The organism is Streptomyces sp. NBC_01012, assembly GCF_045162755.1.
Lineage (GTDB): Bacteria > Actinomycetota > Actinomycetes > Streptomycetales > Streptomycetaceae > Streptomyces.
In genome coordinates this window covers 5873566-5891265 of record NZ_CP108688.1, presented here as the reverse complement: position 1 = coordinate 5891265, position 17700 = coordinate 5873566, and the positions used below count along the sequence as shown (strand labels likewise).

The following is a 17700-nucleotide window of genomic DNA, read 5'->3' as shown; positions in this document are numbered from 1 at the left end:
GTGACGCATGAGACATCTGGCCGGAACCCCCTTTCCGGAACCGAGTACCGGTGGGTAACGTCCCGCCAGTCCAGTCGTGCTCACCCCACTGAGCATCTGCCAGTCTTGGACCGATCCGGTGCGTCGCACAGAGCCGTGAACCGGAGCCCGATGAGGAGCAGCAGTCTTGCGCGAGTTCAGCCTTCCGGCCCTGTACGAGGTCCCCACGGACGGCAACCTGACGGATCTCGTCCGCCGCAACGCCGCTCAGCATCCCGATGTCGCGGTGATGAGCCGGAAGGTGGCCGGCGTCTGGACGGATGTCACGGCGGCCCGCTTCCTCGCCGAGGTCAGAGCCACCGCCAAGGGGCTGATCGCCTCGGGCATCGAGCCCGGTGACCGGGTCGCGCTCATGTCGCGCACCCGCTTCGAGTGGGTCCTGCTGGACTTCGCCATCTGGTGCGCGGGCGCCGTCACCGTGCCGGTGTACGAGACCAGCTCCCCCGAGCAGGTCCAGTGGATCCTCGGTGACTCGGGCGCGGTCGCGGTCGTCGTGGAGAGCGACGTCCACGCGAAGTCCGTCACCACGGTCCGGGACCGGCTTCCCGGCCTCGGCCATGTCTGGGAGATCGACCGGGGCGCCGTCGACGAGCTCGTCGCCACGGGCGCCGGGGTCTCCGACGAGACGCTGGATCTGCGCATGGTCAGCGCGAAGGCCGACGACCCGGCGACGATCGTCTACACCTCGGGCACCACCGGCCGCCCCAAGGGCTGTGTGCTGACGCACCGCAGCTTCTTCGCGGAGTGCGGCAACATCGTGGAGCGGCTCAAGCCCCTCTTCCGTACCGGCGAGTGCTCGGTCCTGCTCTTCCTTCCCACCGCGCATGTCTTCGGCCGGCTGGTCGAGGTCGCGTCCGTGATGGCCCCGATCAAGCTCGGCTGCGTGCCGGACATCAAGAACCTCACCGACGAGCTCGCCTCGTTCCGGCCGACGCTGATCCTCGGTGTGCCGCGGGTGTTCGAGAAGGTCTACAACTCGGCGCGTGCCAAGGCCCAGGCCGACGGCAAGGGCAAGATCTTCGACCGGGCCGCCGACACGGCGATCGCCTACAGCCGCGCGCTCGGCACCCCCGAAGGCCCGTCGGTGGGCCTGAAGGTCAAGCACAAGGTCTTCGACAAGCTGGTGTTCAGCAAGCTGCGGGCGGTGCTCGGCGGCCGCGGCGAGTACGCGATCTCCGGCGGCGCCCCGCTGGGCGAGCGGCTCGGCCACTTCTTCCGGGGCATCGGCTTCACGGTGCTGGAGGGCTACGGCCTCACCGAGTCCTGCGCCGCCACGGCGTTCAACCCGTGGGACCGGCAGAAGATCGGTACGGTCGGGCAGCCGCTGCCGGGCTCGGTGGTGCGCATCGCCGACGACGGCGAGGTGCTGCTGCACGGCGAGCACCTGTTCACCGGGTACTGGGGCAACGAGGCGGCGACGGCCGAGGCGCTGGCCGACGGCTGGTTCCACACGGGTGACATCGGCACGCTCGACGAGGACGGCTATCTCGCGATCACCGGCCGCAAGAAGGAGATCATCGTCACGGCGGGCGGCAAGAACGTCGCCCCCGCGGTGATCGAGGACCGGATCCGCGCACACGCGCTGGTCGCCGAGTGCATGGTGGTCGGCGACGGACGGCCGTTCGTCGGCGCGCTGCTCACCCTCGACGAGGAGTTCCTGTCCCGCTGGGCCGAGGAGCACGGCAAGCCGGCCGGCTCGACGGCCCTCTCGCTGCGCGAGGACCCCGAGCTGCTGGCCGAGGTGCAGCGGGCGGTGGACGACGGCAACGCCGCGGTGTCCAAGGCGGAGTCGGTGCGCAAGTTCCGTGTCCTGGGCGCGCAGTTCACCGAGGAGGCGGGCCACATCACACCGTCGCTGAAGCTCAAGCGCAACGTCGTGGCGAAGGACTTCGCGGACGAGGTCGAGTCGATCTACCGCGGCTGAATCCGGACACCCCGTAGGAGGGCCCCGCACCGTGACGTACCGGTGCGGGGCCCTCGTACGTGTGTCAGAGCAGCGACTTCAGCTGCTCCGCGAGCAGGTCCCAGCGCCACTTCTCCTCGACCCACGCCCGGCCCCGCTCCCCCATGCGCCGGCGCAGTCCCGGGTCGCGGAGCAGTGCGACGATCCGGTCGGCGGAGTCCTCGGCCGATCCGCCCCGCACCACCCAGCCGGTCTCGCCGTCGAGCACCGCGTCCGGGGCGCCCCCCGAGTCGCCCGCCACGACGGGCAGTCCGGTCGCGGACGCCTCCAGATAGACGATGCCGAGGCCCTCGACGTCGAGCCCGCCGCGCCGGGTGCGACAGGGCATGGCGAACACGTCGCCGGCGCCGTAGTGCGCGGGCAGCTCCTCCCAGGGCACAGGTCCGGTGAAGCGCACGGAGTCCTCGACGCCGGTCTCCGCGGCCAGCTTCTTCAGCTGCCCGGCGTACGGGCCGCCGCCGACGACCAGCAGGACCGCGTCGGGGACCCGCGCCAGGATCGCGGGCATGGCCAGGATGAGGGTGTCCTGGCCCTTGCGCGGCACGAGCCGTGACACGCACACGATGACGGGCCGGTCCGCGAGCCCGAGCCCCGCCCTGACCCGGTCGCCGCCGGAGGCCGGGTGGAAGGTCTTCTCGTCCACCCCGGGCGGCAGCTGCACCATGCGGGCGGCCGCCCGCAGGGTGAGCGCCGCGGAGATCCTTGAGCGGGTGTACTCACCGAGGTAGGTGATCGTGTCGGTGCCCTCACCGATGCGGCGCAACAGCTGCCGGGAGGCGGGCAGCTGTGCCCAGCCGGCCTCGTGACCGTGCGTGGTGGCCACGATCCTGCGGGCACCGGCCGCGCGCAGCGCGGGCGCCATCAGCCCGAGGGGCGCGGCGGCGCCGAACCACACGGAGGAGCAGCCGTGTTCGCGCAGCAGCCCGACCGCCCGCCGGATGACGCGCGGGGTGGGCAGCAGCATCGTCGTACGGTCGCGCACGACGGTGAACGGCTGTGCGGCGTCGAAGGCCGCGGTGGCCTCGGCGCCCTCCTGGCCGCGCTTCCAGGTGGAGGCGTAGACCACGATCCGCTCGGGGTCCATGCGCAGCGCCATGTTGTGCAGGAAGGCCTGGATGCCGCCGGGCCGGGGCGGGAAGTCGTTCGTCACGATCAGCGTCTTGTCCATCGCCGCCGACAGTACCGGGCCGTCCGACGGCCCTGCCTGACGGCTCCGGCACAGCCCCGGCCTGCATCATGGCGTGCATGACGGTCAGGACAGGTGCGAGCGGCCGGGGTCTGTCACTCGCCGCATGGGGCCTCACCCGGGCGGTGCTGCTGCTCTGTGTCTTCAAGGTGTTCACGGTGCCGGGGCCCGATGTCACGAGCGACGTCTCGGTGATCTACCGGGGCTGGTACGAGGTGCTCCGCACCGGCTCGTACCCGCTGGACGACGTCACCTGGCAGTATCCGCCCGGCGCCGCACTCGCGGTGCTCTCGCCCGATCTGCTGCCCTTCCTGGAGTACGCCTCCGCCTTCTTCGTCCTGGCGCTGCTGTGCGACGCCCTGGTGCTCGGGCTGCTGCTGTACGCGGGAGGCCGTCCCGGCACGCGCGACGCGGGAGCGTGGCTGTGGGTGGTGGGCGTGCCGCTGCTCGGGCCGACGGTGTACGCCCGCTACGACCTGATGGTGACGGCCGTCGCGGTGGCGGCGCTGCTGGCGGGGGTACGTCACCCCAGGGTGCTGGGGGCACTCGCCGCCTTCGGCGCGCTGCTGAAGGTGTGGCCGGCGCTGCTGCTCGTGGGCACCGCACGGGGCCGGGCCACCCGACGCTCCTGGTCGGCGGCTGCGGTGACGGCGGCCGTGCTGGGTCTTGTGGCCGCGCTGGCGGCGCCGGGCGCGTTCGCCTTCCTGACGTTCCAGCGGGACCGCGGTCTGGAGATCGAGTCGCTGGGGGCACTGGTCTTCCACGTGGCCAGGCAGTTCGGCTGGCAGGGAGCGGTGGAGCTGCGCTACGGCTCGATGGAGTTCTCGGGCCCGCACGTGGCGCTGGTGAGCACACTGGCGCTGGCGCTGAGCGTGCTCGCCTTCGGCTGGCTGCTGGTGTGGCGGCTGAGGGCCCGTACGTTCGCGGTGCACACCCCGGCGGACGCGGCGTTCACCGCGGTGCTGCTGTTCACCGTGACCAGCCGGGTCATCAGCCCCCAGTATCTGGTGTGGCCGCTCGGGGTGGCCGCGGTGTGCCTGGTCTTCCGGGGCAGCCGGATGGTGCTGCCCGCGTGTCTGGTCCTGGTGGCCACCGCCGTCACCCTGCTGGAGTTCCCGCTGGGCTTCGCGCATGTGGTGGCCAGTGACGCCCAGGGTGTGGCGCTCATGGCCGTACGCAACGGTCTGCTGGCCGCGGCGGCTTCCGTCGCGGCGCTGCGTCTGTGGCGGGACACCGTGCCGGGGGCGCGGCGGGTGATCACGGCGGAGCGGATCAGCCCAGCTGGTCGCCCAGATACTCCCGCCAGCGCGCCGTGAAGTCCTGGGGCGTGGTGCCCAGCACCGTGTGCATGGCCTGCTCCACGGCACCGTCCCGCCCCGCGCTGCTCCCCACGGCCTTGTAGAAGGCGATCAGCTCCTCGTCCCCCCAGTCCCGCGCGATCATCTCGCAGGCCAGCCAGGCGCCCTCGTAGGCCCGGGAGAGCTTCGCGGGGTCCTCGCCGAAGCCGAAGTCCTCGTCGGTGGGCAGCCCGGCGGGCAGGTCACCGCCGTGGACCGCCTCGGCGAGCTCCGGCGCGATCTCGGGGGCGGTACGGCTCTCCTGGCGGTAGGCGGTCCAGTCGGCGAAGCCCTCGGAGAGCCAGACGGGTGTGGCGGGCGAGGTGTACGCCCTGGTCGCCACGTGTGTGGTCTCGTGGGTCAGCACGACCCGCTGCCCGAAGTCGCCGAGCAGGGCGTACGCCTGCGGATTGACGATCACCCGGTCCGCCGGCGCCCGGCCGCCACCGCCGCCGACCTCCCCGGTGGTGACGGCCGCTATGTCCCGGTAGCTCGCGGCGGGTGAGCCCAGGAGCCCCGCCATGTCCTCCACGGACTCGGGGACGAGCACCACGACCCGCTCCGCCCAGGGCTCCGTCCAGGTGCCGGTGACGGCGGGGACGGCCCGGTCGGCGGTGTCCGCGATCTCGCGCAGCTCCGACTCACGGCGGCCGACTCCCAGGACCAGGCTGCTCCTGCCCCGTACGACCTCGACGTCACCCTGCTGCCAGAGCTGCCCGGGTGCGCCGTCGGCGGCCCGGTCGGCCGCGATGTACCAGGTGCGGCCCTTTCCCTCGCGGACCAGCTCCACCGTGCGGGACGAGGACATGGGCGCCTTGTCGTAGCCCTTGATCCGGTAGCGCAGCTCGACCTCGGCGGTGACCTTGCCTTCGCCCTTGTCGCTGACGTCCTTCACCTTGTACGCCCAGGACTCCAGCGGTACGTCGGCGAGGTTGCGCAGCTCGGTGCGCTGTGCGGCCCTGAAGGACGCGGCACGGGGGTCGAGCCCGGCCAGGTAGGCGTCGGTGTCGTGCGCCATGACCGCCGTGGCCCTGCGGTCCAGGGCGGCGCCGACCTCCCGGGCGGTGAGGCCGCCCGCGGAGTCCTGGGGACCGGCGCACGCGGGCGCGAGCAGCAGGGCGGCGAGCACGGCGCCCGCCGTGCTCCGTCTGCGGGTCCGCTCCCGCCGTGCGTCCTGCGTTCGAACAGCCATTGGGCCGATCGTACGGTCAGACGCGGGTGACCGAGGTGACGGGCATCATGCCGACGGGGTCGTAGCGCACCGGAGCGCCCGGGTGCGGGGCATGGATGACCTGCCCGTTTCCCGCGTACATCGCGATGTGGCCGGCGTCCGCGCGGTAGGCCACGAGATCACCTGGCCGCGCCTCGGCGAGCGGCACCATGCGGCCCGCGTACCGCTGCGCCTGCGAGGTACGCGGCAGAGCGACCCCGGCCTGCGCGTACGCCCACTGCATCAGCCCGGAGCAGTCGAATCCGGCGGGTCCTGCGGCGCCCCAGACATACGGGCGGCCCAGGGCCTGCCGGGCCGCCATGAGCGCCGCGAGACCGCGCGCGGAGGCGCCGGCGCCGTCCGGCGGCGCCCCGGTGCCGGGGTCCGCGCGGCCCAGCGAGGTGCGGTCGGCGGCCGGGAGCGTGCGCAGCAGCTCCCTGGCCCGGGCCAGCTTGCCCCGCACGGTGCTCCGGTGCCGGGCCACCGCCGCGCGGTCGCGTTCCATGGCGGCCAGCGCCCCGGTGGCCTCCGCCCGGCTCTGGGCGATCTTCCGCTGGGCCCGGTGGAGCTTGCGCAGTGTCACGGCCCTGCGCTCGCCCACCCGGTCCAGGGCGGCGGCGCGGTCCAGGAAGGTGTCGGGGTCCGAGGAGAGCAGCAGGGCGACCGAGGGATCGATGCCGCCCGAGCGGTACTGCGCCCCCGCCATCGAACCGAGGGACTCCCGCATCCGGTTGATGTCCGCCTGCGTACGGGCCGCCGCGTCCTGGGCCCTGCTGACCCGGGTGCGCAGCCCGCCGAGGCTCTCCCTGGCGGCGTTGTACTGCTCGGTGGCGCGCTCGGCCTCGCCGTACAGCCGGTCGACGGTGGCCTTCGCCGTCTCGTGGGTGTCGTCGGGCGCGGCACTCGCGGGTGCGGCGCCGAGGCCGGCCGTCGCGGTGGCCGCGGCGGCGGACAGGACGGTGGCCCGGACGCCACGGCTGAGGCCGGGACCGGTGGGGCGGCGATGCGACACCACAGGAAGCCGCACTCCCTTCCGCTGTACGCAGATGTGCGCAGCCCCTGCCGCCCTGGGCGGGCGGACCGACGACCGGGAGCTGCACGGCAGCGCAGACAGTAACCGGACGGCCGCACACCGGCCAAAGGGAGTGGCGGTCGCGGAAATGCGGACGAAACAGCTCCGCCCCGCCGGTGACCTGTGGTCTCCGGCGGGGCGGGGTGTAGTCGAGTGCTGCCGCGATTCGCCCGTTCGGGCGTCAGACGCGCACGCCGAACTGGAAGGTGCCCATGTAGTCCATCGACTCGTAACGGACCACGGCACCCGGCTTCGGGGCGTGAAGGATCTGGTTGTTGCCCGCGTACAGACCCACGTGCGAGGTGTTGTTGAAGAAGACCAGGTCGCCCGGCTTGAGGGCGCTGCGGCCTATCTGGACACCGTCGTTGATCTGGGTGTACGTGGTGCGGGTGATCTGGACGCCGGCCTGGGCGTAGGCCCACTGGGTCAGACCCGAGCAGTCGAACGAGTTGGGGCCCGTGCCGCCGGAGACGTACGGCTTGCCCTGCTGCGTGGAGGCGGCCTGGAGGGCGGCGGCGCCACGTGCGGACGCGGGGACCTCGTTGCCGAGGTCGACCCGGTCGCCGGCGTCGCGGCTGGCGCGCAGCTCCTTGTCGGCCATCTCCTGGCGCTCGGCGGCCGTGAGGGTGTTCAGCAGCTTCTGGGCGTCGGCGAGCTTGCCCTGGTACTTCGTCTTGTTCTCGTTGAGCGTCTTGCGGACGTCGGCGAGGTCGTCGAGCTTGCCCTGCGCCTCCTTGCGCTGCTGCGCGAGGGTGCGCTGCTTCGCCTGGATCTTCTGCAGCGACTCGGCCTGCTTGGCCGTCAGCTGGTCGAGCGCGGAGGCCTGGTCGAGGAAGCTGTCCGGGTCCGAGGAGAGCAGCAGCTGGACCGACGGGTCGAGACCACCTGAGCGGTACTGCGCGGTGGCGAGCGAACCGAGCTCGCCGCGCAGGGTGTTGAGCTCGTCCTGACCGCGGGCGACCTTGTCCTGGAGCGCGTCGGCCTGCTTCTTGAGCTTGTCCTGCTGCTCCTTGGCGCCGTTGGCCTTCTCGGTCGCGACCTCGGCCTCGTCGTAGAGCTTGTCGACCTTCGCCTTGACCTCACTCTTGGTCGGCTTCGGGTCGGCGTGGGCTGCCTGGGAGGTCAGGGCCACTGCTGCGGCGGCAGTCGCGGTGAGCACGGTCACGCGGGTGCGGCTCGGCTGCTTGGGACGACGGTGGGACGCCACGAAGGCGAGCTCCTTCTTCCTCGAGCCGCCTACCGGGTGTGGGGGGACGTGTGGATCCCCGGCTCCGTGCACTCACGGACTCGGCGGTTCCTTCGCCGTCACCCCTGGTGGGCGATCAACCGTGCGAAGGTTCGAGGCCTGACCCTAGTGACCATCTTGTGATCAGTTCAAATCCTCGCGAGCAAAATCTCGTCACACCAGGCACTTCTTTACTTTCATCACACTGCGCGTAGCGGTCACTTGACGGTACGTTCCAAAAATTCCGGCAAGTCACTCATGTCGCACATGAGGAATCACACGCGCGAAAGCCGCTTCAGGAGCAAGGCGGACGCGACCGGCCGCGCTCCCGCCTTCGCCACCCCGTCGGCCACTTCCCGGTCGGTGGAGACCACGACGACGGGCCTGCCCGAGGGTTCGGCACGCGCCAGTTGCCGGATCAGCTCGTCCGCTGTCACCCCCGCCTTGCTGAACAGCACACGCACTCCGCGCGGTGGCGCGAGCAGGACCGGGGCGGCCAGTTCGGCTCCGTCGAAGACACAGGTCATCTCGGCGCCGGTCTGCGCCGCGAGGACCGAGAGGCCGCCCAGGAGCCGCAACCGCTGCTTCTCCAGCGGCATCTGCGGATAGCCGGTCTTCGTGACGTTGTAGCCGTCGACGATCAGATGGGCCTGCGGCAGGGCCAGCAACTGGTCGAGCAGCGCCGGGTCGGTGTCCGAAAGAGCCCTGGCCGCGATGTCCTTCGGTGACATCCTGCCCGGCTCCACCGCTTCGACGCCGTCCGCGGGACGGAGCGAGGAAGGGGGCAGGGCCAGCTCACGGCGCAGCCCCTGGGCCGCGTCCAGCACGGTGTCCAGGAGCAGCCGCAGCCGCATGTCCTCGACGGAGCGCCCCTCCCTGGCCGCCCGGCGGCCCGCCTCCACGGCGGCCTCCGCCTCGGCCAGCCGAGCCTTGAGCCGGCGGGACTCGCTCTCGGCGGCCGACACCTGGGCCGCGGCCTCGGACCGTACGGCGTCGGTCTCCACCCCGGCCTTGCGCAGGGCGGCCTCGCCGCGCTTCACCTCACTGAGGGCGCTGCGCAGCTTGCGGTGCAGGGAGTCGGTCTCCCGGCGCGCGGTGTCCAGCTCCGAGCGCAGCCGCTCGGTGTCGGCCCTGGTCTGGCCGCGGGCGTGGTCGAGTTCCTCGCGCAGCCGCCGCAGTTCGCGCCTGGTCTCCTCGTCCACCCGCTCCGCGTGCGCGCGCTGGACCTCCTCGCCGGCCGCGGCCACCAGCTTGACCCAGCCGGCCGGCCGCAGCACATAGGCGGCGGCGGCCACATCGACGGGATCGGCCGCGGCGGGCGGCGCACCGGATGTGAGCGCATCGGCCAGCTCCGGCTGGGTCTGGCCGATGCGCTCACCGATGCGCCGGCGGAACACCGGGTCGCTCTCCAGGGCCGCGGCCATCGCGTTACCCGCGAACTTGGCCCGCCTGCTGGGGGTGAAACGGGCGTACTGCCGGAGCTGGGCCGGGAGTTCGCCGACGGTCAGACCGCCGAAGGCGTCCGAGACCAGCGCCACGACCTTGCGGCGCACACCCTCGGGCAGCGGACGGTCGAGCGACTCCGCGGTGCCGTCGGCCGCGTCGGCCGGTCCGGCGCCGCCTGTCGGCTGCTCCACCATCCATCACCCCAATATGTCTGTCCGCACGGCCCCGTCAGGAGTCGGCACCCGGCCTGTCGACCAGCTCGATCTGGTCCACGGCGTTGCACCAACGACAGCGCACCGACTCGATGGTCTCACTGACCACCTCGCGCTCCTCGATACTCGATTCCCCGGCCAGGTCGAGATGCACGTACTCGACGACCTTCGAGGAGCGCGTCACATCGAAACGGGTGAGGTTGCCGCAGAGCGTGCAGCGCCAGCGGGTCCCGTCCGTCGGCTGGGGAACCGTCGTCATCGTTGCGTCCTCTTTCGTCGTTCGTCGAGTCTTGTGTGGGCCCAGGTCTTCGATCTCGCGGTGCGCCGTCGAACTGCGGATGTACTGCCGTAACCCTACGGCCTTGCGCATACCTATCGACACGGCGAGGCGCTCTGTACCGTTCTCTCCCGGTGCGTCATGCTCTGTACGTGACCGAGCTGCGGAAAGTCCACTGGCGGAAGCGGGCCGGAGAGCTCGGGGCGGCAGCCGCCGCCGGCGGTGCTCCGGTCACGTACGGGCTGATCGCGCTGTGCTGCGCGGTGTTCCTGCTCAGCCCGCTCTCCGGGTTCAGCCCCGTCCCCGGCGGCGCCGACGCGCTGCTGGCAGCCCAGGCCGGGTACTTCGAGCGGTGGGGCGTGATCCCCAGCGAGCTCATGGACGGCTCCGCGCACGCGGCCCTGACCCCGCTGACCGCGCTCTTCGTCCACGGCAGCTGGCTGCACCTGCTGGGCAACATGCTCTTCCTCCATGTGTTCGGCGCGATGGCCGAGGAGCGCATGGGCCGCACCGAGTTCACCTTCTTCTACGTCGTGTGCGGCTACTTCGCGCTGGTCGCCTACGCGGTGGTGCACTCGGGGTCCGACCAGACGCTGGTCGGCGCGTCCGGGGCGATCTCCGCGGTGCTCGGCGCGTTCCTCTGCCTCTTTCCCCGGGCCCGTGTCACCAGCCTCTTCCCCTTCCTCTTCTTCCTGCCGCTGCGCTTTCCCGCCTGGATCGTGCTGGTGTTCTGGTTCGTCCTGCAGTGGCTGGCGGCACAGGGCGCGGGCAGCGGCCCCGGCGTCGCCTACCTCGCGCACGTGGCGGGTTTCTCGGGCGGCTTCCTCTACGCCTGGGTGCGATTCCGGGGGACTAGAGTGAAGGCTCCAGCCACGGCCACTGAGGGAGAAAGCCAGCCGTGATCACCGCGATCGTGCTCATCAAAACCAGCGTGGACCGGATTCCCGAGATCGCCGAGGCCATCGCCGCGCTGGACAGTGTCAGCGAGGTCTTCTCGGTCACCGGTACGTACGACCTGATCGCCATGGTCCGGGTTCCCCGGCACGACGATCTGGCCGATGTCATCCCCGGCCGGATCAGCAAGATCCAGGGCGTCGAGGCGACCGACACCCATGTGGCCTTCCGCACGTACTCGCAGCACGACCTCGAGGCGGCCTTCGCCATCGGGCTCGACGGCTGACATCCACGCAGGACATACGCGTACGGCTCCGGCCGGGCGCGGGAGACACCTCCCGTGCCCGGCCGGAGCCGTACGCCGTACCGGTCAGACCTGCGCCGCGCCCCGGTCGGGCACGCAGCGGCCCTCCTCGGTGCGGTAGGTCCAGCGCGCGCCCTTGCTCACCAGCTCACGGACGGCGCCGAGGAACCGCTCGATGTGCTCGTCAGGCGTGCCGGCACCGAAGCTCACCCGGATGGCGTTGAGTGACCTCTCCCCCGGCCCGGCCTCCGGCGCGCCGCACTCACCCGGGTCCTGGGGCTCGCTGCCGAGCAGGGTCCGCACCAGCGGGTGCGCGCAGAACAGTCCGTCGCGCACCCCGATGCCGTACTCGGCGGAGAGCGCCGCGGCGAAGTGCGAGCTGTTCCATCCCTCGACCACGAAGGAGATGACGCCGACCCTCGGGGCGTCGTCGCCGAACAGCGAGAGCACCTTGACCTCGGGAACCTCGGCGAGCCCTTCGACGACCCGGGTCACCAGCTGCTGCTCCCGGTCGACCAGTCGGTCGAATCCGGCCTCGGTGAGGGCCTTGCAGGCGGCGGCGATGGAGTAGACACCGATGACGTTGGGCGAACCGGCCTCGTGGCGGGCGGCGGTGGTGTGCCACTCGACGTCCACACCGCCGTCGGTGCGCCGGGCGACCTTGCGGGAGGCGCCGCCGCCCGCGAGGTACGGCTCCGCGTCCACCAGCCAGTCGGACCGGCCGGCGAGTACACCCGAGCCGAAGGGCGCGTACAGCTTGTGCCCGGAGAAGGCGACCCAGTCGACGTCGAGATCGGCGATGTCCACCGGGTGGTGGGGCGCCAGCTGCGCCGCGTCGAGCACGATCCGCGCGCCGTGCGCGTGAGCGGCGGCGGCCAGCTCCCGCACCGGCCACAGCTCACCGGTGACATTGGAGGCACCCGTCACACAGACCAGCGCGGGGCCCTGGGGATCGCGCGCCGACAGGGCGCGCTCCAGCGTGTCGACGGCCTGGTCCGGGGTGCGCGGGGCGTCGAGGTAGGCCACCCGTGCGTCACGCCAGGGCAGCAGCGAGGCGTGGTGCTCGGTCTCGAACACGAACACCTGGCAGTCGGCGGGCAGCGCGGCGGCGAGCAGGTTGAGGGAGTCGGTCGTGGAGCGGGTGAAGACCACCTGGTCGTCCGCGCGGCAGCCGAGGAATTCGGCGACGGTCTCACGGCTGCCCTCGAACAGATCCGTGGAGAGCTGCGAGAGGTAACCGGCGCCGCGGTGCACGCTGCCGTAGTACGGGGCGTACGCCGCCACGTCGTCCCACACCCGCTGGAGCGCGGGGGCGCTTGCCGCGTAGTCGAGGGCGGCATAGGTGACATCTCCGCCCGTCACCAGCGGAACGATGACATCCGCACCCAGAACCGGCAGCGGGGCACAAAGCGACTGGTCGGCGGCAGCAGTGGAGACAGACATGGCGAACTCCCGTAAGAGGCAGGCGAGAACCTCGCGCCGACGACGGTGCACGGCGGCGCGGGGAACGAAAGAGAAGAGGGGTGTGCGGAGGAGGGCGTAGTGCCCTATCGCATTCGCTTGCTCACAAGAGGCTCCTCGGGACCAGGACCCCAAGGGGAGGCATCCAATGATGCCGAGGGGCCCGCGCTTGCCACAGACCTCGCTGCCTGCGGCCTGGTCTTCACCCGGGGCACCCCGCCACGGACGGAGGGTTGCCGGACAGCGGGCCGGGGCCGTAGTCGCTGTCACTCATGACCTGCGCAGCATCTTGCCATACCGACGACGACGCGCAAGGGCGCAGTCCGCGATACGGACTGCGCCCTTGCACACATCGTGCGCCCTCAGGCGTTGCTGGCCGCCACCCAGCGCTCCAGCGCCCTCTTGGCCGCACCCGAGTCGATCGACTCCCCGGCCCGCGCGATACCGGCCGCGAGCTGCTCGTTCAGCGTGGCCTCCGCCGGGTCCAGGGCGACCAGCGCGGCGGCCGAGTTGAGCAGGACCGCCTCGCGCACGGGACCTGGCTCCCCGTCGAGCAGCCGGCGCGCCACGTCCGCGTTGTACGAGGCGTCCGCCCCGCGCAGCGCCTCGACCGGAACCAGGCCGAGTCCGACATCACGCGGGTCGAACGCCTCCTCACGGACCGTGCCGTCGCGGACGATCCAGACCCGCGAGGTGGCCGTGGTGGTCAGCTCGTCGAGGCCGTCGTCGCCCCGGAAGACGAGCGCGGAGTTCCCCCGGTCGGCGAGCACGCCGGCGACGATGGGCGCCATCCTCGCGTCGGCCACCCCGATGGCCTGGGAGCGCACCCGGGCCGGATTGGTGAGCGGGCCGAGGATGTTGAACGTGGTCTGCGTGCCGAGTTCCTTGCGCGCCGTGGCCGCGTAACGCAGGGCGGGGTGGAACTTCACGGCGAAGCAGAAGGTGATGCCGGCCTCCTCGGCGACAGCCACGACACGCTGCGGCGTCAGTTCGAGGTTGACGCCGAGCTTCTCCAGCACGTCGGATGCCCCGCTCGCCGACGACGAGGCCCGGTTGCCGTGCTTGACGACCTTCGCGCCCGTGCCCGCGACCACTATCGCCGACATGGTGGAGATGTTCACCGTCTTGGCCATGTCGCCGCCGGTGCCCACGATGTCGACCGTGCGGCCGGGCACCTCGATCGTGTGGGCGTGCTCGTACATGGCGCGGACGAGTCCGGTGACCTCGTCGACGGTCTCCCCCTTGGACCGCAGCGCGACGGCGAAGCCGGCGATCTGCACGTCCGTGGCCTCACCGCTCATGATGCGGTCCATGGCCCACGCGGTGTCGTCCGCGCCCAGGTGCTCGCCGCGCAGCAGGGGGGTCAGGATGCCGGGCCAGGTACGGGCCGCCACGCTGTCGCCGCCGTCCGGGGTCGCCACGTTCATGGTCCGCTCCTGGGGTCCACAGCCGATACAAGGATGTTCTCCCACCTTATCCAGGCCAGGGGACAGCGAAGAGCCCCGTCCCACCTTGCGGATGGACGGGGCTCCTGGCTGTGGCGGTCAGCTGAGGTGATCAGTGGTGGCCGTGGCCGCTGGTGATCTCCTTGTACTCCTCGGCGGTGGGCTTGGCGATCTGGTTGTCCTCGCCGAAGTAACTCCTGCTGAGCCTGGCGCGCAGCTTCTGCAGCGCCGACGGCTTGCGCTCGACACCGTTCTCGTCGACCGTCGGGCCGATCTCGAGCGGCTTGTACTGCTCGTGCGCCGTGAGCGTGTGCAGCTGCCCCTGGCTGAGCGGCTCGTGGATCTCGACGAACTCACCGTGCGGCAGGCGCTTGATGGTGCCCGACTCGCGACCGTGCAGCACCTTCTCCTTGTCCCGGCGCTGGAGGCCGAGGCAGATCCGCCGGGTGGCGACGAACGCCAGGACCGGTCCGACGAAGAAGGCGATCCGGACGAACCAGCTGATCGCGTTGAGCGACAGACTGAAGTGCGTCGCCCAGATGTCGTTACCGCCACCGATCAGCATGACGAAGTAGATCGTCACCCAGGCGACACCGAGCGCCGTCCGGGTCGGAGCGTTGCGCGGCTTGTCCAGGATGTGGTGCTCGCGCTTGTCCCCGGTGATCCACGACTCGATGAACGGATAGAGCGCGAGCGCCCCGAGGATCAGACCGAACAGGACCAGCGGGATCAGCACTCCGAGGACCAGTGTGTGTCCCCAGAGGTTGATCTCCCAGCCAGGCATCACCCGGACGAAGCCCTCGGCGAAGCCCATGTACCAGTCCGGCTGGGCGCCCGTGGACACCTGGTCGGGCCGGTAGGGGCCGATCCCCCAGATCGGGTTGATCGTGGCGATGGCCGCGACGATCGCGATGAAGCCGAAGACCAGGAAGAAGAACCCGCCCGCCTTGGCCATGTACACCGGCAGCAGCGGCATGCCGACGACGTTCTTGTTCGTCTTCCCCGGACCCGCGAACTGCGTGTGCTTGTGGAAGAAGACCAGGATGAGGTGGCCGACCACCAGCCCGAGCATGATGCCCGGCAGCAGCAGGATGTGGATCGAGTAGAACCGGGCGATGATGTCGCCGCCCGGGAACTCCCCGCCGAACAGGAACATCGAGATGTACGTGCCCACGATCGGCATCGACAGGATCGCGCCCTGGGTGAAGCGCACACCCGTGCCGGAGAGCAGGTCGTCCGGGAGCGAGTAGCCGGTGAACCCGGTGAACATGCCGAGGACGAACAGCAGGAAGCCGAACAGCCAGTTGATCTCACGCGGCTTGCGGTACGCGCCGGTGAAGAACACCCGGAACATGTGCACGAACATGCCGGCGAGGAAGATCACCGCTGCCCAGTGGTGGATCTGCCGTACGAGCAGACCACCACGGATGTCGAAGCTGATGTCCAGCGTCGAGGCGTAGGCCTCGGACATCCGGATGCCCTGCATCGGCTCGTAGGAGCCGTGGTAGACGACCTCGTTCATGCTCGGGTGGAAGAACAGCGTCAGATACACACCCGTGAGGATGATGATGATGAAGCTGTAGAGGCAGATCTCACCGAGCATGAAGGACCAGTGGTCCGGGAAGATCTTCCGCATGTTGGCCTTGGCCAGGCCGTAGATGCCCAGCCGGCCGTCCGCCCAGTCGGCGACCCGCTCACCGGCGGGCGCCTTGCGCTGTGTTTCCGTCGCAGTACTCATCCGCGCTCCCAGAAGGCAGGACCGACGGGCTCTTCGAAGTCACCGAGCGCCTCGAGGTTGCCCTCGCTGTTCACACCGATCCGCAGCTGCGGAAGGGGGTGACCGGCCGGACCGAAGATGACGCGGGCGCCGTCGGAGAGGTCGAAGGTGGACTGGTGGCACGGGCAGAGCACGTGGTGCGTCTGCTGCTCGTACAGGCTGATCGGGCAACCGACGTGGGTGCAGATCTTGGAGAAGGCCACGATTCCCTCGTGGGCCCACTCACGCTCCTGCTTGTCCTTGATGTTGTCCGGCTCGATGCGGATGATCATCAGGGCGGCCTTGGCGATCTGCGTCTGGAAGTCGTGCGCGTCCTCCTCCAGGCCCTCGGGCATGGCGAAGGTCAGCGAACCGACGACGACGTCCTCGGGGCGCAGCGGCTCCATGGTGTTCATGTTGACGAGCTGCTTGCCCTTGGCCCACAGGGTGTTGCGGAGCTTCTTCTCCGGCAGCGGACCGAGGTCGCGCAGCAGCACCACACCGGAGAGCGGCACCAGGGCCAGCGCACCGAACATGGTGTTGCGGATCAGCTTCCGCCGCCCGAGCGCCGACTCCTTGGCACCGTCCGCGAAGTCGGCCAGGACCTTGGCCTTGACCTCGGGCTCCGCCTCGATGGCGTGCCGTTCGTCGGCGACCTCCACGTCGGACATCAGGGTGCGCGCCCAGTGGACGGCGCCCGCGCCGATGAGGAAGAGCGCCAGCCCCAGGGTCAGACCGAGGGAGAAGTTGAGCGCGCTCACATGGCCGAACGGCCAGATGTAGACGATCTTGTCGACCGGGAAGATGACGTAGGAGGCGATGAAGCCGACCGTCGCCAGCATGGACAGCGTGAAGAGGAACGCGACGACCCGCTCGGAGCGGTCCGCGGCCCTTTCGTCGATGTCCTGGATGCGCGGCTTGTGGGCCGGCAGCCCCGGGTCGGCGAACGGGTCGCTCGCACCCTCTACCGCGCCGTGCGCGGTGCCCTGCTCTACCGGCAGGTTCTCTTCTGGAATCTGTTGGCTACTCATGACTTCTTGGCCTTAGCGGTGTGGGCCGCGACCCATACGGCGACGGCGATCAGACCGCCCAGGCCGAAGATCCAGCCGAAGAGACCTTCACTGACCGGGCCGAGGCCACCGAGGGAGAGGCCGCCGGGGGAAGCGGAATCATCACCGTTGACGGTCTTGATGTACGCGATGATGTCTTTCTTCTCCTTCTCCGGCATGGTGCTGTCGGGGAAGGAGGGCATGCTCTGCGGGCCGGTCTGCATGGCCTCGTAGATGTGCTTCGGGCTCACGCCTTCGAGGTCCGGGGCGTACTTCCCGTCGGTCAGTGCACCGCCCTTGCCCGTGAAGTTGTGGCACTGGGCGCAGTTGGTGCGGAACAGGTCGCCGCCCTTGGCCACGTCGGCACCCGAGGGGTCCACCTGGCTGCCGGTCGGCGTGATCGGACCGGCGCCCAGGGACGCGACGTACGCCGCGAGCTGGTCGATCTCGGCCTGGCTGTAGATGACCTTCTTCTTCGGCACCTGGGCGCCCGGCTGCTGAGCCGGCATGCGTCCGGTACCGACCTGGAAGTCGACGGCGGCGGAGCCGACGCCCACGAGCTGGGGCCCGTCGGTGGTGCCCTGACCGCCGGATCCGTGGCAGCTGGCACAGCCCACGGAGTAGAGCTTCTTGCCCTCGTCGATGGCGAGGGACTGGGCGGTGTCGTCGGCCTGCGCCTTACCCGCAGGCGCGAACGCGGCGTACAGCCCCCCGGTAGCCGCCAGCGCGAGGAGTAGTACGACGACGGCCGCCAGTGGATGGCGTCGTCGTGCGGAGAGCTTTTTCACGGATTACCCCGGTGTCAGGATCTTCTGCGTCGATGA

At 70.6% G+C, this 17700-nt stretch carries 15 protein-coding genes and 1 riboswitch; of the genes, 4 read left to right on the top strand and 11 right to left on the bottom strand.

From position 1 onward, the window contains the following. Positions 1-166: 166 nt before the first annotated feature. On the top strand, positions 167-1963 hold the full coding sequence (locus OG623_RS26480; protein ID WP_406149807.1) for an AMP-dependent synthetase/ligase: 1797 nt from the start codon (positions 167-169) through the stop codon (positions 1961-1963). 64 nt (positions 1964-2027) lie between these two features. Here OG623_RS26480 and OG623_RS26475 read toward each other — a convergent pair whose 3' ends face one another. After that, complete coding sequence (locus OG623_RS26475) at positions 2028-3170, bottom strand: glycosyltransferase family 4 protein (protein ID WP_406149806.1); 1143 nt, start codon at positions 3168-3170, stop codon at positions 2028-2030. A gap of 77 nt (positions 3171-3247) precedes the next feature. Between OG623_RS26475 and OG623_RS26470 the strand changes: the two genes are divergently transcribed. Then, positions 3248-4504: a glycosyltransferase family 87 protein gene (locus OG623_RS26470; protein WP_406149805.1), complete on the top strand. Its 1257-nt coding sequence runs from the start codon at positions 3248-3250 to the stop codon at positions 4502-4504. Here OG623_RS26470 and OG623_RS26465 read toward each other — a convergent pair. The 5 genes from OG623_RS26465 to OG623_RS26445 form a co-directional block, all read right to left on the bottom strand. Then, complete coding sequence (locus OG623_RS26465) at positions 4461-5717, bottom strand: hypothetical protein (RefSeq protein ID WP_406149804.1); 1257 nt, start codon at positions 5715-5717, stop codon at positions 4461-4463. The two genes, OG623_RS26470 and OG623_RS26465, sit on opposite strands and share 44 nt — an antisense overlap. Positions 5718-5733: 16 nt before the next feature. Beyond that, on the bottom strand, positions 5734-6750 hold the full coding sequence (locus tag OG623_RS26460; protein ID WP_406149803.1) for an NlpC/P60 family protein: 1017 nt from the start codon (positions 6748-6750) through the stop codon (positions 5734-5736). Positions 6751-6988: 238 nt separating this feature from the next. Next, positions 6989-8014 carry an NlpC/P60 family protein gene (locus OG623_RS26455; protein WP_406149802.1) on the bottom strand — a complete coding sequence of 342 codons (1026 nt, stop codon included), beginning with the start codon at positions 8012-8014 and terminating at the stop codon, positions 6989-6991. Between the two features lie 293 nt (positions 8015-8307). After that, on the bottom strand, positions 8308-9669 hold the full coding sequence (locus tag OG623_RS26450; RefSeq protein WP_406152015.1) for an NYN domain-containing protein: 1362 nt from the start codon (positions 9667-9669) through the stop codon (positions 8308-8310). Between the two features lie 37 nt (positions 9670-9706). Next, positions 9707-9949, bottom strand: coding sequence for a hypothetical protein (locus OG623_RS26445; RefSeq protein WP_311312862.1), 243 nt, complete (start codon positions 9947-9949; stop codon positions 9707-9709). Between the two features lie 170 nt (positions 9950-10119). On the opposite strand from OG623_RS26445, the gene OG623_RS26440 reads away from it, so the two are divergent. Both OG623_RS26440 and OG623_RS26435 read left to right on the top strand, forming a co-directional pair. After that, the gene (locus OG623_RS26440) at positions 10120-10869 is read left to right on the top strand and encodes a rhomboid family intramembrane serine protease (protein ID WP_406149801.1); all 750 of its coding nucleotides are present in this window, start codon (positions 10120-10122) and stop codon (positions 10867-10869) included. Next, positions 10866-11147, top strand: coding sequence for an Lrp/AsnC ligand binding domain-containing protein (locus tag OG623_RS26435; RefSeq protein WP_362886998.1), 282 nt, complete (start codon positions 10866-10868; stop codon positions 11145-11147). Before OG623_RS26440 ends, OG623_RS26435 begins: the two co-directional genes overlap by 4 nt. Positions 11148-11231: 84 nt before the next feature. On the opposite strand, the gene OG623_RS26430 is transcribed toward OG623_RS26435, so the two are convergent. From OG623_RS26430 to OG623_RS26410, 5 genes are all read right to left on the bottom strand, one after another. Then, positions 11232-12608 carry an aminotransferase class V-fold PLP-dependent enzyme gene (locus tag OG623_RS26430; protein ID WP_406149800.1) on the bottom strand — a complete coding sequence of 459 codons (1377 nt, stop codon included), beginning with the start codon at positions 12606-12608 and terminating at the stop codon, positions 11232-11234. A 178-nt stretch (positions 12609-12786) separates the two neighbouring features. Next, positions 12787-12904: riboswitch (SAM riboswitch) on the bottom strand. An 84-nt stretch (positions 12905-12988) separates the two neighbouring features. Beyond that, on the bottom strand, positions 12989-14053 hold the full coding sequence (gene trpD, locus OG623_RS26425; RefSeq protein ID WP_406149799.1) for an anthranilate phosphoribosyltransferase: 1065 nt from the start codon (positions 14051-14053) through the stop codon (positions 12989-12991). Positions 14054-14183: 130 nt separating this feature from the next. After that, complete coding sequence (locus tag OG623_RS26420; protein WP_406149798.1) at positions 14184-15809, bottom strand: cytochrome bc complex cytochrome b subunit; 1626 nt, start codon at positions 15807-15809, stop codon at positions 14184-14186. Continuing rightward, positions 15806-16858: a Rieske 2Fe-2S domain-containing protein gene (locus tag OG623_RS26415; protein ID WP_406149797.1), complete on the bottom strand. Its 1053-nt coding sequence runs from the start codon at positions 16856-16858 to the stop codon at positions 15806-15808. Before OG623_RS26415 ends, OG623_RS26420 begins: the two co-directional genes overlap by 4 nt. Next, positions 16855-17664, bottom strand: a complete 810-nt coding sequence (locus OG623_RS26410) for a c-type cytochrome (protein WP_406149796.1) — start codon at positions 17662-17664, stop codon at positions 16855-16857. Before OG623_RS26410 ends, OG623_RS26415 begins: the two co-directional genes overlap by 4 nt. Between the last annotated feature and the right edge of the window lie 36 nt (positions 17665-17700).

Bases quoted from the DNA above. Each gene is read 5' to 3' on its own strand.
- OG623_RS26475 (WP_406149806.1), bottom strand. From the start codon at position 3,170: ATGGACAAGACGCTGATCGTGACGAACGACTTCCCGCCCCGGCCCGGC.
- OG623_RS26470 (WP_406149805.1), top strand. From the start codon at position 3,248: ATGACGGTCAGGACAGGTGCGAGCGGCCGGGGTCTGTCACTCGCCGCA.
- OG623_RS26465 (WP_406149804.1), bottom strand. From the start codon at position 5,717: ATGGCTGTTCGAACGCAGGACGCACGGCGGGAGCGGACCCGCAGACGG.
- OG623_RS26445 (WP_311312862.1), bottom strand. From the start codon at position 9,949: ATGACGACGGTTCCCCAGCCGACGGACGGGACCCGCTGGCGCTGCACG.
- OG623_RS26430 (WP_406149800.1), bottom strand. From the start codon at position 12,608: ATGTCTGTCTCCACTGCTGCCGCCGACCAGTCGCTTTGTGCCCCGCTG.
- trpD (WP_406149799.1), bottom strand. From the start codon at position 14,053: ATGAACGTGGCGACCCCGGACGGCGGCGACAGCGTGGCGGCCCGTACC.
- OG623_RS26420 (WP_406149798.1), bottom strand. From the start codon at position 15,809: ATGAGTACTGCGACGGAAACACAGCGCAAGGCGCCCGCCGGTGAGCGG.
- OG623_RS26415 (WP_406149797.1), bottom strand. From the start codon at position 16,858: ATGAGTAGCCAACAGATTCCAGAAGAGAACCTGCCGGTAGAGCAGGGC.